This is a genomic window from Actinomadura vinacea (genome assembly GCF_039532545.1).
GTDB lineage: Bacteria > Actinomycetota > Actinomycetes > Streptosporangiales > Streptosporangiaceae > Spirillospora > Spirillospora vinacea.
The window spans coordinates 100120-115592 of the sequence record NZ_BAAARW010000048.1; the positions used below are offsets into that span (position 1 = coordinate 100120).

Annotated in this window: 14 protein-coding genes; 8 read left to right on the forward strand and 6 right to left on the reverse strand. The window is 70.7% G+C overall.

Going from position 1 to position 15473, the window contains the following annotated elements; genetic code table 11:
• Positions 1-805 precede the first annotated feature (805 nt).
• From hutI to holA, 5 genes are all read left to right on the forward strand, one after another.
• On the forward strand, positions 806-2020 hold the full coding sequence (hutI, locus tag ABD340_RS46175) for an imidazolonepropionase (RefSeq protein WP_344598343.1): 1215 nt from the start codon (positions 806-808) through the stop codon (positions 2018-2020).
• Positions 2021-2086: 66 nt separating this feature from the next.
• Entirely contained in the window at positions 2087-2923 is an 837-nt protein-coding gene (locus ABD340_RS46180; RefSeq protein WP_344598345.1) for a DegV family protein, read from the forward strand.
• 297 nt (positions 2924-3220) lie between these two features.
• Complete coding sequence (locus ABD340_RS46185) at positions 3221-3709, forward strand: helix-hairpin-helix domain-containing protein (RefSeq protein ID WP_344598346.1); 489 nt, start codon at positions 3221-3223, stop codon at positions 3707-3709.
• 440 nt (positions 3710-4149) lie between these two features.
• Positions 4150-6258, forward strand: a complete 2109-nt coding sequence (locus ABD340_RS46190) for a ComEC/Rec2 family competence protein (protein WP_344598348.1) — start codon at positions 4150-4152, stop codon at positions 6256-6258.
• Between the two features lie 228 nt (positions 6259-6486).
• Positions 6487-7446, forward strand: coding sequence for a DNA polymerase III subunit delta (gene holA, locus ABD340_RS46195; protein WP_344598349.1), 960 nt, complete (start codon positions 6487-6489; stop codon positions 7444-7446).
• An 11-nt stretch (positions 7447-7457) separates the two neighbouring features.
• Here the strand turns inward: holA and ABD340_RS46200 are convergent, their stop codons facing one another.
• The 3 genes from ABD340_RS46200 to rpsT form a co-directional block, all read right to left on the reverse strand.
• On the reverse strand, positions 7458-7874 hold the full coding sequence (locus ABD340_RS46200; protein WP_344598350.1) for an SRPBCC family protein: 417 nt from the start codon (positions 7872-7874) through the stop codon (positions 7458-7460).
• Positions 7875-7890: 16 nt separating this feature from the next.
• Positions 7891-8436: an RNA 2'-phosphotransferase gene (locus tag ABD340_RS46205; protein ID WP_344598351.1), complete on the reverse strand. Its 546-nt coding sequence runs from the start codon at positions 8434-8436 to the stop codon at positions 7891-7893.
• Between the two features lie 90 nt (positions 8437-8526).
• Positions 8527-8796, reverse strand: coding sequence for a 30S ribosomal protein S20 (gene rpsT, locus ABD340_RS46210; RefSeq protein ID WP_344598352.1), 270 nt, complete (start codon positions 8794-8796; stop codon positions 8527-8529).
• Positions 8797-9045: 249 nt separating this feature from the next.
• Between rpsT and lepA the strand changes: the two genes are divergently transcribed.
• On the forward strand, positions 9046-10893 hold the full coding sequence (lepA, locus tag ABD340_RS46215) for a translation elongation factor 4 (protein WP_344598353.1): 1848 nt from the start codon (positions 9046-9048) through the stop codon (positions 10891-10893).
• Positions 10894-10993: 100 nt separating this feature from the next.
• Entirely contained in the window at positions 10994-11845 is an 852-nt protein-coding gene (locus ABD340_RS46220; protein WP_344598355.1) for a Uma2 family endonuclease, read from the forward strand.
• Between the two features lies 1 nt (position 11846).
• Here ABD340_RS46220 and ABD340_RS46225 read toward each other — a convergent pair whose 3' ends face one another.
• The 3 genes from ABD340_RS46225 to ABD340_RS46235 all read right to left on the reverse strand — a co-directional run bounded on the left by ABD340_RS46225 (position 11847) and on the right by ABD340_RS46235 (position 14863).
• Complete coding sequence (locus tag ABD340_RS46225) at positions 11847-12266, reverse strand: magnetosome magnetite crystal formation protein family (protein ID WP_344598356.1); 420 nt, start codon at positions 12264-12266, stop codon at positions 11847-11849.
• Positions 12267-12417: 151 nt separating this feature from the next.
• The gene (locus ABD340_RS46230; RefSeq protein ID WP_344598357.1) at positions 12418-13818 is read right to left on the reverse strand and encodes a hypothetical protein; all 1401 of its coding nucleotides are present in this window, start codon (positions 13816-13818) and stop codon (positions 12418-12420) included.
• Between the two features lie 91 nt (positions 13819-13909).
• Positions 13910-14863, reverse strand: a complete 954-nt coding sequence (locus ABD340_RS46235; RefSeq protein ID WP_344598359.1) for a hypothetical protein — start codon at positions 14861-14863, stop codon at positions 13910-13912.
• A 131-nt stretch (positions 14864-14994) separates the two neighbouring features.
• Here ABD340_RS46235 and ABD340_RS46240 point away from each other — a divergent pair, with 131 nt between their 5' ends.
• Positions 14995-15456 (forward strand): hypothetical protein, encoded by a 462-nt coding sequence (locus tag ABD340_RS46240; protein WP_344598361.1) that lies wholly within the window; start codon positions 14995-14997, stop codon positions 15454-15456.
• Positions 15457-15473 lie beyond the last annotated feature (17 nt).

The window sequence follows — 15473 nt, forward strand, 5'->3', positions numbered from 1 at the left end:
CACAGGGCGCCGTTCCGTCCCATCAGGGGAGGAACGGCGCCTCTTCGTATACGGAGGGTTGGGGCGTCCGGTTTGACGACGAGGTGATGGCGGTTTTCGGTCAGGCCAATGGTCGTTCGATGACTCATCCAAATATGGGTAAGGGTGTGGGTGGAATATCGAATGCCGGTCGCTGAACGGTGACAGCTTCTGCATTCCGCTTGACGTCGTCTCTGGAATCCGTACGGTCGTAGGACCAGGGCGGGGCGAGGGCGGCGATGCGCGATGACCGGATGGTGCATGGGTTTTTTGGTATTGTGCGACCATTGTCCGGTTGTCGGACGCCGGTGACCAGTGTGAACGCATGGCCGTCCCAGCCTGCCGCCATCCGCTCCCCTGGAACCTTTCCCGTGGGGGCCGCGTTTGCCGAACAGAGGTTGTCGGCCGGGCCTTCAGTGCACTACCGTGACGAAACCGATATCTCCGGTCTCGTTGCTCATGGTGATCATTTGATCACCCGACCCTCCAGTGGTGAATCGCCGGCACCCAGTCGGCATTCCGGAACGAGAGCAGGTGGCCTACGTCATGGCAGGTAACTACCCGCGCGCAGGGATTTCGCTGCGGCGCGCCATGGCACGTCCGCACGGCGTCGCGGGGACGAGCCGACCGCCCCGGCCCGCCCCGCCGGCCACGTCCACGTCCCGGCTCTCGAATGGCGCGTTCCAGCGCGCGCCCGGCATGCCTCCCCACCCGGCCGCCACGCCCGCCCCGGCCTCCGGTTCCGCGCGCCCGCACGGCGCCCTGACCGCCCAGGGCCGGTGACCCTATGACCGTACGGCTGTTGACGAACATCGGCAGGCTCTGGACGGGCACCGACGTCTGCAGCAACGCCGCGGTGCTGATCCACGACGACCGGATCGTCTGGGCCGGTCCCGCCTCGGACCTGCCGCAGAGCGTGCCCGGCATCATCGACGACATCGTCGACGTCGACCACGTGGAGAACCTCGGCGGCGGACTGGTCACCCCGGGCCTGATCGACGCGCACTCCCACCCGGTGTACGCGGGCAACCGCTGGGCCGAGCTGGCGATGCGCACCAGCGGCTCCTCCCACTCGGCGATCGCCGCGGCCGGCGGCGGGGTCAACTCCACCGTGACCGTCACCCGCGGCACCGACCCCTGGACGCTGTGCAACGGCGTCCGTGAACGCCTCCGCCAGTGGATCCTCGCGGGCACCACCACCGTCGAGGCCAAGACCGGCTACCACCTCACCCGCGACGGCGAACTGGCCGACATCCGGATGCTGCGCTCGCTGGAGGGCGAGCCGTCCATGCCCCGCATCCACGCCACCTTCCTGGCCGCCCACATCCTCCCGCCGGAGTTCTTCGGCCGCCGCCGCGACTACATCGAGGCCGTCCGCCAGTGGGCCGGCGACGCCGCCGTGGCCGGAGCCGACAGCATCGACGTCTACTGCGACGAGGGCCACTTCACCGCCGAGGAGGCCCGTGCCCTCCTCCTCACCGGCAAGCGCTCCGGCCTGAAGGCCCGCATGCACGCCTGCGCCAACGAGCGCGTCGGCGCCGCACAGGTCGCCGCCGAGGTCGGCTGCGCCTCCGCCGACCTGCTCACCCAGGCCAACGAGGACGACATCAAGGCCCTCGCGCACGCCGGCGTCACCGCCACCGTCTGCCCCGGCAGCGCCCTCAACAGCGCCCGCCCACCGGCACCGGTGCGCGCCATGCTCGACCGCGGCGTCACCGTGGCACTCGGCACCGACCACAACCCGGGCCAGTGCGGCATCACGTCCATGCCACTGGTGATCGGCCTGTCGGTCGCCATGTTCGGGCTGAGCGTCACCGAGGCCCTGCGCGCCGCCACGCTCGGCGGAGCGTCCGCGCTGCGCGTCGGCGACCGCGGCTCCCTGGCACCGGGCATGCTGGCCGACATCGTCCTGTGGGACGCCGACCACGAAGGCGCCTTCGCCTGGGCCTTCGGCCTGCGAGCGCTACGCGTCTGGCGAGGCGGCGTCCCCGTCCAGGCCTGACCTGCCTGTTACACAGCGATACATCGCGGTCACCCTCGACGCCGTCCCGAGGAGTAATCTCCTGCCATGGGAAGCGCGGTCGCGGTCGTCACGGATTCCACTGCCTACCTGCCACCCGGCCTGGCCGAACGGCAGCGCCTCACCATCGTCCCGCTGCAGCTCGCCATCGGCGGCGAACTGCGCGCCGAAGGTGAGATCACCGCCGCGGAGGCGCTCAAGGACCGGCATCCCGTCACCACGTCCCGTCCCGCCCCCGAGCGCTTCGCCCACGCGTTCAAGGCCGCCGCCGGCGCGGGCGCCGACGCGGTCGTGTCGGTCCACCTCGCCGCCTCGATGTCGGGCACGATCGAGGCCGCCCGCCTGGCCGCGAAGGACGCCCCGGTACCCGTCCATGTCGTCGACTCCGGCACCATCGGGCTGGGCCTGGGCTTCGCCGCCCTATCCGCCGCCGCGGCCGCCCTCGACGGCGCGTCCGCCCCCGACGTGATCGCCGCCGCCGAACGCCGCGCCGAGCTGTCCCGCTCCCTCTTCTACGTCGACACCCTCGAACACCTCAGACGCGGCGGCCGCATCGGCGCGGCCGCCACCCTGCTCGGCTCCGCCCTGATGGTCAAACCCCTCCTGGGCATCGACGGCGGCAGGATCGCCCCGCTGGAGAAAGTGCGCACCTCGTCCCGCGCCCTGTCCCGGCTGACCGAGATCGCCGTGGCCGAGGCCGGTGAACGCCACGTCGACCTGGGCGTCCAGCACCTCGCCGCCCCCGCTCGAGCCGAAGCCCTCGCCCAGAACCTCCGCGAACGCATCCCCCATGTCGGAGACGTCTACGTGGGCGAGGTAGGCCCCGTCATCGGCGCCCACGTGGGACCGGGCATGCTCGGCGTGGTAGTGGCCCCGCACCTCTGAGTTATCCACAATTCCCCGGCCCCCTGCCGCCCCGCCGTCCGACTCCTTACCGTCGGACGAATGAAACCCACCGACCTGCGTTCCACACCAGGTAACGACCTCCCGCCGGTCGCCCATTTACGCTCATCCCCATTTCTCCCGAATTCACCGTCAGAAACACTTCCACAAGATCCCGCGAACCAAGAAGAGCCGGACCCACCCCATGGCAGAAGCGCGCGGGTCCTGATCGTCTTCGCGCTGGTCGCGGTCCTGGCCGCCGGTGGCTACCTCTGGGCGGCACATCCGAAACCCCAGCCCGTGCCAGAACAGTCCGTCGTCCCGGCCGAGCCGACGCCCGTCTCGTCGTCCCAAGGCGGGCAGGTCGTCGTCCACGTGCACGGCAAGGTCCGGCGCCCCGGCGTGGTCACACTTCCCAGCGGCTCACGCGTGGCCGACGCGATCAAGGCCGCGGGTGGAGCGCGTTCGGGTGCGGCGACGGGTTCCCTCAACCTCGCCCGGAAACTGGTCGACGGCGAGCAGATCCCGGTAGGGGTGCGTGCCCCCGCATCCCCCCAGGCCGCCGCACCCGCAGGGCCGTCCGCGGCAGGCCCGGGAACGCCGCTCGACCTCAACGCCGCGACCGTCGAGCAACTCGACCAACTGCCGGGGGTCGGCCCGGTGCTCGCACAACGCATCGTCGACTACCGCACACAGCACGGCGGCTTCCGCTCCGTGGACCAACTCCAGGAGGTCTCCGGTATCGGCGCCCGACGCTTCGCCGACCTGAAAAGCATGGTGCGCGTATGAAGCAGGACGACCACGACCTCCGCCTGGTGGGCCCCGCCCTCGCCACCTGGCTGGCCGCCGCCCTCACCATCGGCACGCCACCGTCCGTCGCGTTCACCATCTCGGCCACCGCCACTCTGGCGTCTCTGGCCCTACTCCCCAAAAGCAACCCTTTTTCACGCCTTTACCGAAAATACACACCAAAGGAAAGCTCAAAGATCAGCCCGCCACCCCCAGGAGACCAGAACCGCCGCAGAAACAGACCCACCCGAGCCAAAGGACGCATTGCAACTGCGGCGACCCAAACAGGTCGGAGAGCGGTTTCTTCGTGGCGCGGAAGCAGGGCCGCTGCGCTGTTCAAGCGTTGGAACGGGCGGGGCCTGGGCGGCGCGGGCTTCATTGAGGGCGGAGCTCGGCGAGCGGGATCGGGCCGTGTGGTTGCGGGGGTGATGCTCGTCTGCGTGGCGGCCACCTCCGCGGCCGTGGGGCTGCGCGCGTCGGCGGTCGGCTCCGGACCGGTCAGGGAACTGGCCGTCGAACGGCGGCACGCGATCGTTGAGGCGGTGCTCACCGGTGATCCGCAGGCGGCGATACGTCCTGGCCGCCCGATGATCCTGGCGAGGGCCAGAGTCGAGGCGGTCATCCTCCGCGGCCGTCGCGTCCACGTTCGCGTGCCAGTGCTCCTCATCGCGGCCGATCGGCGCTGGCTCGGGCTGGTGCCCAGCCAGCGGGTCCGCCTGAACGGGCGCACGGCGCCTCCGCGACGAGCCGAATTGCTGGCGGCCACCGTGTTCGTACGAGGGCCGCCGGTACGGCTCGGGCGTCCCTCTGCCATGCAGCGTGCCGCCGAGACCGTGCGGGCCCGGTTGCGCCAGGCGACCGAGCGGCTGCCGCCCGACCAGCGGGGCGCCCTGCCCGGCATGGTCGTGGGCGATACCTCGCGGCTCGATCCCGAACTGGCCGAGGACTTTCGCGCCTCGGGGCTGTCACACCTGCTGGTCGTCTCCGGAGCCAACCTGGCGATCATCATCGGGGCGGTCCTCGGGCTCTGCCGGTTCGCCGGGCTCGGACGGTTTCACGCACCACTGCTCGCCGTGGTCGCGGTGCTGGCGTTCGTGGTCGTCGCACGCCCCGAGCCGAGCGTCCTGCGTGCCACGCTCATGGGCTTGATCGGCCTCCTGGCCCTGGTGACCGGCCGGCGCCGTCAGGGCCTGCCCGCGCTCGGCGCCGCCGTCCTCATCCTGGTGCTGATCGACCCGGCCCTGGCCCGCTCGTACGGATTCATCCTGTCGGTGCTCGCCACGGCGGGGCTGCTCGTCCTCGCGCCCCCTTGGCGGGACCGCCTCAGGAAGCGCCTGCCGGGCCCGATCGCCGACGCCCTGGCCGTCGCCGCCGCCGCACAGGTCGCCGTCGCACCCGTGCTGGTCATGTTGTCGGGAGAACTGGGAGTGATCGCCATCGTGGCCAACCTGCTGGCGGCCCCCGCCGTGGCCCCCGCCACGCTGCTGGGGGCCCTCGCCGCCCTCGTCGCCTTGGTCTCCATGCCGGCGGCCCGGCTTCTCGTCTGGCCGGCGGGGCTCGCGGTCGGCTGGATCACCGGCATCGCGCGCACCACGGCGGACCTCCCGTACGCCACCATCCCGTGGCGGGGCGGAGGCCTGGGCGCGGCGGGCCTGGTCGTCGCCGCCGTCGCGGCCGTCCTCATCCTGCGGAACCGCCGGCTGCGGCTGACCGCCGTGGCGGCCATGGCCGGAGTCCTGATCGCCGTCGTCGCCCTCCGCGTCGCCGCCCCCGGGTGGCCCCCGCCCGGCTGGACGATGGTCGCCTGCGACGTCGGCCAAGGCGACGCCCTGGTCCTCGCCACCGGACGAGGCGGCAGCGGTGTCGTCGTCGACACGGGCCCGGATCCGGGGTTGGTCAACGGCTGCCTGGAACGCCTTGGCGTACGAGAAGTCCCGATACTGGTCCTCACTCATCCGCATGCCGATCACATTGTGGGCACCCCCGGGGTGAGACAGGGCAGAGCCGTCCGCATGGCTCTGATCACGCCATCCGGTTTCGGCCGCGAGGCCCGTCACGCGCATGGCCTCACCATTCGGCCGGCGTCGGCCGGGCAGCGCTGGAGCATCGGCCACCTCACCCTGACGATCATCGGCCCGCCTCCCACCACGCCGCGCCTGTCCCCGTCCGACGACGGCAGCGCGCTGAACAACGCGAGCATCGTGCTCGTCGCCCGCAGCCCCGGGTTCAGCGGACTGCTGGCGGGCGACGTCGAGATCGAGGCGCAGCGGGCGTTGATCCCGAGCGTGCCGCGGGTCCAGGTCCTCAAGGTTCCGCACCATGGCTCCCGCAGCCAGGATCCGGGCTTCTTCGCGGCGGCCCGCCCCTCGATCTCGATCGTCTCCGCCGGAAAGGGGAACGACTACGGCCACCCGTCCCCGCCCACCCTCACCCTCCTCCGCAACCTGGGCACCCGCATCCATCGAACCGACCTGAACGGAGACATAGCCGTCGTCCGCACCACCACCGGCCTGTCAGTGGTCACCCGGCAGTCGACTACCCGCCCCTAAAGGGGTGGGCTTGCGGCTCGTGACCGCCCTTGACGCTGGGGCGGTGACACGGCTGCATGGGGCGGGTTGACGAACGCCCACGCCGTTCGTGCGCGCCTCCCGGCGAGATTCCTCCCGGTCCTGAAGGGCCGCCGGGATTCCTCGCTGGAAGCCCGTTGAACGGGGCTTGAGGGTCCATGACGAGCGATACGGGCTTGGGGAGGGGGCGGGGCGTGGCATGCTGCTGGGGTGCCAGCTGATGCCATCACCCTGATCGTGGGAGACGAAGAACTGCTCGTGGACCGGGCGATCGGTGAGGTCGTCGCCTCGGCGCGGGCCGAGGATCCCGAGACCGAGGTGATCGACCTGGGGCCCGGCGGGCTGGAGCTCGGACGCCTGGCCGAACTGACCTCGCCTTCCTTGTTCGGGGGCGGGAAGGTGCTCGTCCTGCGGTCGGCGCAGGACCTCGGCAAAGACCTGAGCGCCGAGGTGCTCGCGTACGCGAAGCGGCCCGCGGACGACGTCGCACTGGTGGCCGTCCACCACGGCGGGGCCAAGGGGAAGGCGCTGGCCGACGGGCTGGCCAAGGGCGGGGCGCGCAAGGTGTCCTGTCCCAAGGTCACCAAGGTCGGCGACCGCGTCGACTTCGTGCGCGGCGAGATCCGGCGGGCCGGAGGGAAGATCTCGGCGGACGGGGCCCGGGGGCTGCTCGACGCGGTGGGGAACGACCTGCGGGAACTGGCAGGTGCCTGCAGCCAGCTGGTCGCCGACACCGGAGGGAAGATCGATGACGCGGCCGTCGCCCGGTACTACCGGGGACGCGCCGAGGTCAGCGGGTTCACCGTCGCGGACAAGGCCATCGAGGGGCAGCTCGCCGAAGCGCTCGAGCAGCTGCGCTGGGCATTGGCGACCGGTGTCGCGCCGGTGCTGATCGTCAGCGCTCTCGCCCAGGGCGTCAGGGGCCTCGCGAAGGTCGGCGGTGCCCCCCGCGGTGCTCGGGGCGCGGCCTTGGCCAAGGAGCTCGGCATGCCGCCGTGGAAGATCGAGCGCGTGCAGCGGCAGCTGAGGGGCTGGTCGGGCGATGGCGTGGCGCGCGCGCTCAGCGCCGTGGCCGAGGCGGACGCCCAGGTCAAGGGAGGCGCCGCCGACCCCGCCTACGCGCTGGAGAAGACGGTCGCCGACATAGTGGCCGCGCGCCGAATCCGCTGACCGCGCCGCCGTCAGGATTCGGAGGTCTTTTTGAGGCCCTCGGCTTCCATGGTCACGTAGCGGCGGGTCAGGCGGCCGTAGAGAAGGCCGATCAACGGGGCGCCGGCGCCTTTCTGGTCCAAGGTCAGGCGTGCGGAGACCTTGTCCGCGGACTCGGTGAGGATGTGGGCGCCGCTCGTCACGACGCCGGGGCTGCGGGATTCCCACGTGAACGCGCGGCCCGGTTCGAATTCGGTGACCGTCCAGACCGCGGCTGGGAGTTTCGGCTGGTGCACGCGGGCCTTCGAGCCTTTCCCGAACGGGCCGTCGTCCAGGCGCTCGGCCCGGGTGATCGAGGCCGTCATCCGCGGCCACCGTTCGATGTCGATGAGGTGGGCCCAGACGGTCTCGAGGGGAGCGTCGACGTCCACCGTGATCTCGAAGCGCATGGCGCGATCCGTTCGTTCAGAGAATGGTGATGAACTCTGGGGGGACGGCGTCGACGAGCCAGACCCCGTTGGCGCTGACGCGGAACTCGTGGCCCGCGGCCGTCATGCGCGCGGTTTGGACGCAGAGGATGACCGGGCGTCCGCGCCGCGAGCCCACGCGGGTGGCGGTCTCCTTGTCGGGGGAGAGGTGCACGGCGTGCCGCCTCATCGGGCGCAGGCCGTCCCGGCGGATGTCGGGCAGCGAACGGGCCACCGTGCCGTGGTAGAGGACGGGCGGTGGCTGCGTGACCGGCAGGCCGAGATCGATGGGGATCGAATGGCCCTGGCTGGCCCGGACGTGTTCACCGGTGTCGTCGAACGCGAAACGCTGCTTGTCGTTGGCCGCCACGACTTGGTCGAGCTCGTCCCGGGTGATGGGGAAACGGTGGTCGGCGGTGGCGCGCAGCAAGTCCTCGACCTTGGCCCAGCCGGCCGGATCGAGGGTGAGGCCGATCCGCTCGGGCTGGTGCCGCAGGTGCTTGGAAAGGTACTTGGAGATCTTCACCAAGCGGCGCTCGTCCATGGCGATCAACCGTAGCCAGAACGAGCCGCTGCGAACAGGGAATTTCGGGCCGGGTCGTCTGGCCCGGAGGCAGACGGCCCGGCCTTGCGGTCAGGCCGACTGGAGGGCGGCGGCGCGCTTGGCGATCGCCGACTTGCGGTTGGCCGCCTGGTTCTTGTGGATGACGCCCTTGCTGGCGGCCTTGTCGAGCTTGCGGGCGGCCTCGCGCTGGGCGACCACGGCCTTCTCGACGTCACCGGCCTCGGCGGCCTCGCGGAACTTGCGGATCGCCGTCTTCAGCTCGGACTTGACGGCCTTGTTGCGCAGGCGAGCCTTCTCGTTCTGCTTGTTGCGCTTGATCTGGGACTTGATGTTAGCCACGTCGTAGTGCCTCAGCCTTGGTTGCGATCCTCGCCTCCCGCACAGCGGGCAGGCTCCAACGTTCGATAGACGGGGCGACGGTGCCCCGAGGCACGACGGTACGCCACACGCAGTGGCACAGCTTACCAATCGCGGGGCACGGCCCCAAACCCGGCCGCGTTCGGAGCATCGGACGGGGCATGGGACCATGGGATACGGCTGACCATGCCATCGTTCCCTGTCCACCAGTGAGTTTGCGAACGGACCCCGGTGCCAGCGCCTGAGCCCAACAAGACCGATCCCGCGATCATTCGGAACTTCTGCATCATCGCGCACATCGACCATGGCAAGTCGACGCTCGCCGACCGGATGCTGCAGCTCACGGGGGTCGTCGAGGAGCGCCAGATGCGCGCGCAGTACCTCGACCGCATGGACATCGAGCGCGAGCGCGGCATCACGATCAAGAGCCAGGCGGTGCGGCTGCCCTGGACCGGCGCGGACGGCACCGACTACGTCCTGAACCTCATCGACACGCCCGGCCACGTCGACTTCTCCTACGAGGTGTCGCGGTCGCTGGCGGCGTGCGAGGGCGCGGTGCTGCTGGTGGACGCGGCCCAGGGCATCGAGGCGCAGACGCTGGCCAACCTCTACCTGGCGATCGAGGCCGATCTGCACCTGATCCCGGTGCTGAACAAGATCGACCTGCCCGCGGCGCAGCCGGACAAGTACGCCGAGGAGCTGGCCGGGATCATCGGCTGCGACCCGTCGGACGTGCTGCGCGTGTCCGGCAAGACCGGCGCGGGCGTCCCCGAGCTGCTCAACCGGATCGTGGAGACGGTGCCGGGCCCGGTCGGCGACCCCGACGGCCCCGCCCGGGCGCTGATCTTCGACTCGGTGTACGACACCTACCGGGGCGTGGTCACGTACGTGCGGATCGTGGACGGGCACCTGTCCCGGCGCGAGAAGAGCATGATGATGTCCACGGGCGCCGCGCACGAGACCCTGGAGGTCGGGGTGATCTCGCCCGAGCCCAAGCCGGTGGCCGGGCTGGGCGTCGGCGAGGTCGGCTACCTGATCACAGGGGTGAAGGACGTCCGGCAGGCGCGGGTCGGCGACACCGTGACCAGCGCCTCGCGGGGGGCGCCCGAGCCGCTGGGCGGCTACCAGGACCCGAAGCCGATGGTGTTCTCGGGCCTTTACCCGATGGACGGCGACCAGTACCCCGAGTTGCGCGACGCGCTGGACAAGCTGCGGCTGAACGACGCGGCGCTGATCTACGAGCCGGAGACCTCGGCGGCGCTGGGCTTCGGGTTCCGCTGCGGCTTCCTCGGGCTGCTGCACATGGAGATCGTCCGGGAGCGGCTGGAGCGCGAGTTCGGCCTGTCGCTGATCTCCACCGCGCCGAACGTGGTGTACCGGGTGATCATGGAGGACGGGACCGAGCACACCGTCACCAACCCGAGCGAGTTCCCCGAGGGCAAGATCGGCACGGTGTACGAGCCGGTGGTGCGGGCCACGCTGCTGTCCCCGAGCGAGCACATCGGCGCGATCATGGAGTTGTGCCAGGGGCGGCGGGGCGTGCTGCTGGGCATGGACTACCTGTCGGAGGACCGGGTCGAGATCCGCTACACGCTGCCGCTGGCGGAGATCATCTTCGATTTCTTCGACCAGCTGAAGTCGCGCACCCGCGGCTACGCCTCGCTGGACTACGAGCCCAGCGGCGAGCAGGAGGCCGACCTGGTGAAGGTCGACATCCTGCTGCAGGGCGAGTCGGTGGACGCCTTCAGCCAGATCGTGCACAAGGACAAGTCCCGCGAGTACGGGCTGATGATGACCTCCAAGCTCAAGGAACTGATTCCGCGGCAGCAGTACGAGGTGCCGATCCAGGCGGCGATCGGTGCCCGCATCATCGCCCGCGAGAACATCCGCGCCATCCGCAAGGACGTCCTGGCCAAGTGCTACGGCGGCGACATCTCCCGTAAGCGCAAGCTGCTGGAGAGGCAGAAGGAAGGCAAGAAGCGGATGAAGACGATCGGCCGTGTCGACGTCCCGCAGGAGGCCTTCGTCGCGGCCCTCTCCACGAGCGAGCCGTCCTCGTCGGACAAGGGCAAGAAGTAGCGGCCGGCTCGGCCGAGCCGGTACCGGCCGGGTGAAGCCGAGTCCTCCCGAATCGGCAAAACGGCGGTGACCTTGTGTCCTTGGGTGGACACTGGGTGTTGTGACTCACACGTTGCTGCACCAGGTTCTCGTCGCCGGCCTGGTGGTCCCGGTCGGGCTGGCGGCGAAGGCGGAGCAGCGGTCGGCGACGGGGGCCGTGGTCCGGTTCGAGGACGACACGCTGGTCCGCTGTGACCTGGTGGTCTACCGGAAGGGGCAGGCCGGGGCCGCGCCGGGTTCGGTGCTGGGCCCTCCGCTGCTGGCCGTCGAGGTGACGTCGGACGTCTCGCGCCCGGTCGATCTCGGCCCCAAGAAGAACCTGTACGAGCGGTACGGCGTGCCCTCGTACTGGGTGGTGGACGTCCGGGGCGACGAGCCCGAGCTGGTGGTGTACGGGCTGGGCGGCGACGGCCGGTACGCCGAGGAGGCCCGGGTGGCGTGGGGCGAGTCCTGCGCGCTGACCCGCCCGTTCCCGATCGAGCTCGTCCCCGACCAGATCTTCGCCCGGCTCCCGCGCCGGGTCGTCCCCAGGAGGATGATCGCTGTGCCCGACGAGGTGAGACCGCACGCGTCCGGTCCCGATCTGCCGGGCAGCGAGGAGCCGATCCTCATCGACGCCTTCGGGCGGCGGTGGCCGACCGGCGCGGAGAAGGTCGAGCTGTGGGACGGCTGCCCCGTCTTCTACGGCGCCTGGGACGACCGGGACGTGGAGATCGCGGCCCGCGCCTATCCGGGGCGCGTCGTGCGCCTCGACCAGGCCCCTGGGGAGCCGGGCACGATGACGATCCTGCCCGGCCCCGCGCGGCGGCCCGTCCTGGACGGGCGCGGCCTGGACGCGGAGGAGCCCTCCGTCCCCGAGGACCTCGTGTGCGGCTCCGTCGAGCGGCTTCCGGTCGAGGTCGAGGCGTCCTGACCTACCTGGTCTTGAACAGGGGCCAGGCCACCAGCGACGGGACCTGGCGGAACTCGCCCCGGTTGGCGGCCCTGGCGGCGAACACCAGGAAGAACATCACGACGGCGGTGAAGACCAGCGGCACCCAGATGAGCACCTCGAGGAGGAGCGACAGCAGGCCGCCGACGATCCAGACGGCGATCGCGGCCAGGCCCATGTTGATGCCCTGCGCGGCGTGGCGGCGGACGAAGGCGGAGCGGCCCTTGCCGAAGAAGACCACTGCCGGGGCGATCGCGCCGACCAGGAACTGGCCCAGGTAGGCCATCAGGGCCCAGGTCTTGTCGTCGTGGGTCACGTGGCCGGGGTACCCGGACATTCCTTGGGGCTGCTGCCAGCCGGGCTGCTGACCGTAGCCGGGCGACGGGGGAGGCCCGTAGGCCATGGCGCGTGTCCTCTCCGAGTCCGCTTGACGTCCTGCACGCTTTGGGCTCTGCGGTAGAGCTTTGGCGCAGTCTACGACTACTTGGACGCGCCCGGAGTTAGGCGGTTCCTATGGGTCTTGAACGGCTTGGTAACGATCGGTGCGCGGTGCCTCACGGCCCTCGCCAGAGGGGTGCCGTGGGGGACTGCGGGGTCAGGGTGACCGATCCGTTCCAGGTGATGGCCGACGCCTGGGGGAGGTAGGAGCGGCCTAGGAGGAACCCCCGGTGCAGTGTGGTGACCGTTGCGGGGGCGCCGTTGTCCCCCAGGCCGACGGGTTGGCGGATGGCCTCGATGGAGGCGATGTCCTGGACAGCGGTGCCCTCCGGCAGTTCGACCGTGGTGGCGGCCGGGCCGTCGCGCTCGATCGACCAGGTGCGTTCACCGTGGTCGGACCGGTAGAGACGGGACGTGTCCTTCTTCAGACGAACTCCCAGGGACACTCCTGGCGCGGAACCCCAACCTTGGGTCGGGCCGCCGGTCTTCTTGGCGAGTTCCACGAAGAGGTAGGTACGGGGGTCTCCGACCTCGCGGGTGGCCGGATCGGAGGTTTTCTCTAGGCGGCCCTCCCGCAACAGCTCTTGGGCCATGACGCGGTATGTCCAGGGCTCGCGGTCCATGACGACTTCGCGTGCGCGGTCGGTGGGACGTGTTCTGGACGCGTCCGGGAGGAACCGGAGAGGCGCGCCAGGCGATATGACATCGCACATGTTGTTGTTGGACGTGCAGGTCTGCAGCAGGGGATGGTCGCCCTCGTAGCGTCCGGTGAACTTCAGAGTCAGGTGCTGTGGCCCTTGGTACACGCCGCTGCCGTCGACCCTGCGCCCGGCCGCGTCCACCTCGACCCGGTAGACCCACTCCACGTCGGTGGTGCGGCCCCATCTGGCCATCAGGGCAGGTGTGTCGGTGCCGCCGTCCTCATTGCTCCACACCATGGAGTACTCCAGGACGCGGTGCCCCGGGGTGGTGGCGGGCCGCGATTCGTGCCACGCGACGAGAGGCGTGTCGGTGCGAACGTTCTGGTACGGGTCGCCGAACGGCCAACCGGTCCGGCCCACGACGATGGGGGCGTGCCGCAGGGCGACCTGGTCGGCCGTTGGCATCTGCACCTTCGGCCGTACGAGGTTGACGCGTCGTGCGGCGGGGGCGCTGGCGTTGAGGAAGCGCAGGGTCACCCGGTGGTTCCCCTGGCGTACGGGCCCGAGCCCCAGGGAACGCGGGGTCGGCTCGGCGGCGGGGACGACAAGGTCGGTGACGTGGCGGCCGTCCACCTCGATGGCCAGGACGGCCGATTCGGCGCCCTGACGGGCCCAGGAGACGCCGGGGGCGGACGCGGCGAACCGGATGACCGCCTCGCCGTCCCGGGCCGCCGTGAAGGTGATGGAGCGCGCGGGGCCGTTCCGTTCCACGACAAGGGTGTCAGAGGCCAGAGCCGGGGTGGGGGAGTGAGCGAGCAGGGGCGCGCCGCCGGCGGCGGCGAGCACGAAGGCGGTGTCACGCACACGGGCTCTCATGGGCGGCGAACCTAGAGAGCCAGGATTGCGTTCGGGTGACGAACGGGTCCCTCGTGGGTGTCGAGACCGTTGCCGCCGCCGGGCCGTCGCTCTAGCGGTTCAGGTACCAGGAGGCCAGGGCCGTGGGAAGGCCCAGGGAGGCGCCTGAGAAACGTCCGTGCGGACCTTCCGGCCTTGGCGCCGCCAGGCCGCTACGGCTCCTCCTGCGGTCGCTTGTGTGGTCTCGGGGGGTATCCGGGCGGTGGAGGGCCAGTCCCATGGCGGGGATGTGGAAGCCGTAGTGTCCCTTTGGGAGGACCTCGTGTCCGAGGTCGCGGAAGAGGGCGACGACGTCGTCGGCGGGTTCGTTCAGCAGGTCGATCCCGTCCAGCCGCAGGCGCAGCTCCGGGTTGCCGCCCCAGCCCTCGCCCCGGTGGCCGTAAATCTCGGCGATCCGTTCTGTGCCGTCTTCGCCGCGCAGGGTGGAGACGTTGAGACTGCCACGCCCGATGTGGACGCTCCGGTGGTCGGTGTAGCCGCAGAGGAACGAGGCGCGCGGCGGGGCGGTGCCGCAGCGTTCGGACACGGCCGCCAGGGTCGTCCAGGCGTCCGAGGCGACTGTGGAGAAGAAGAGGTGGGCGTCGGGCAGCAAGGCACCGCGTCCAGGTTCCAGGGTCACGACGAAGGGCGGCACCTTGCCCGGGAAACGCGCGGGGTCGGGCTCCCCAAGCGTCACGAGGCCTTCCCAGGTAATGGGCTCCTCCACGGCGAACCATGCGATTCGGGCCTCGGCACCCAGTTCGATGAAGGCCTGGTCCGTGAGCGCCCGTCCTATGTGGTCACGCAGGGCCTCTGCGGTTTCCTCGAGACGGCGACCCCACCAAGGGGGTTCGGGGTCACGGTTCTTCCGCCCTGGAGGCTGCCAGTGGACGCCCGGCCCGCCCAAGGGAAGGCTCTGCTCGTCGCCGTGCTGATCGATGACCGTGTAGCGCCAGCCGTCCGGCTCGCCGTGCAGCAGCACGCGGGTGGGCACTCGCCCGAACTTCACCGCCCCCTGATCAGCCACCCGGCGACCCTATCCGTCCAAAAGGCCTTAACGGTGCCAAGGCAAGTCGCGACACGGCGGGCGGTCGCTCAGCTCTCGGGGCCGGATGGATACGGTCGGGCGGTGGCCACTATGGTTCCGGAGGTTCGACCGTGACCCACGTCGAGCAGGTCCTGCGTTCTCCGAGGGAGCGGGCGACGGTGAACGGGGCCGTCCGCGCGTTGCGCTCGGCCGCCCCTCTCGGCTGGGCGCGGCTCGGGTTCGAGTTCCGCGCGACCGTGGGCATCGACACCGTCTCCTTCAAGGTGGTGAACGCCGGCGGTGAGGCCCGTGCCGCGATGCCGCCGGGCCGGGCCGTCGGGAAGATGGACGAGCTGCGCCGGGCCATGTACCGGCGAGGCAAGGGCGCCTGGTTCACCGCGCGGCTGGTGATCGAGCGCGACGGCCCGTTCAGCGCGGAGTTCGACTACAACGGCGAACCGGACTTCAGCCCGCCGCTGACCCCCGCCGCCTACGTCCAGGACCTGGAGCGCTTCCCGCGCTCGGACGAGCACATCCCCGGCTGGCTCCGCGACAAGCTGGACGCGGGAGCGCCGCGCTCGGAGCGGCCGTAGCCGGAGCGGCCGCGGTC

Coding starts and splice junctions, on each gene's coding strand:
- hutI (WP_344598343.1), top strand. CDS start 806: ATGACCGTACGGCTGTTGACGAACATCGGCAGGCTCTGGACGGGCACC.
- ABD340_RS46180 (WP_344598345.1), top strand. CDS start 2,087: ATGGGAAGCGCGGTCGCGGTCGTCACGGATTCCACTGCCTACCTGCCA.
- ABD340_RS46200 (WP_344598350.1), bottom strand. CDS start 7,874: ATGCGCTTCGAGATCACGGTGGACGTCGACGCTCCCCTCGAGACCGTC.
- ABD340_RS46205 (WP_344598351.1), bottom strand. CDS start 8,436: ATGGACGAGCGCCGCTTGGTGAAGATCTCCAAGTACCTTTCCAAGCAC.
- ABD340_RS46225 (WP_344598356.1), bottom strand. CDS start 12,266: ATGGCCTACGGGCCTCCCCCGTCGCCCGGCTACGGTCAGCAGCCCGGC.
- ABD340_RS46230 (WP_344598357.1), bottom strand. CDS start 13,818: ATGAGAGCCCGTGTGCGTGACACCGCCTTCGTGCTCGCCGCCGCCGGC.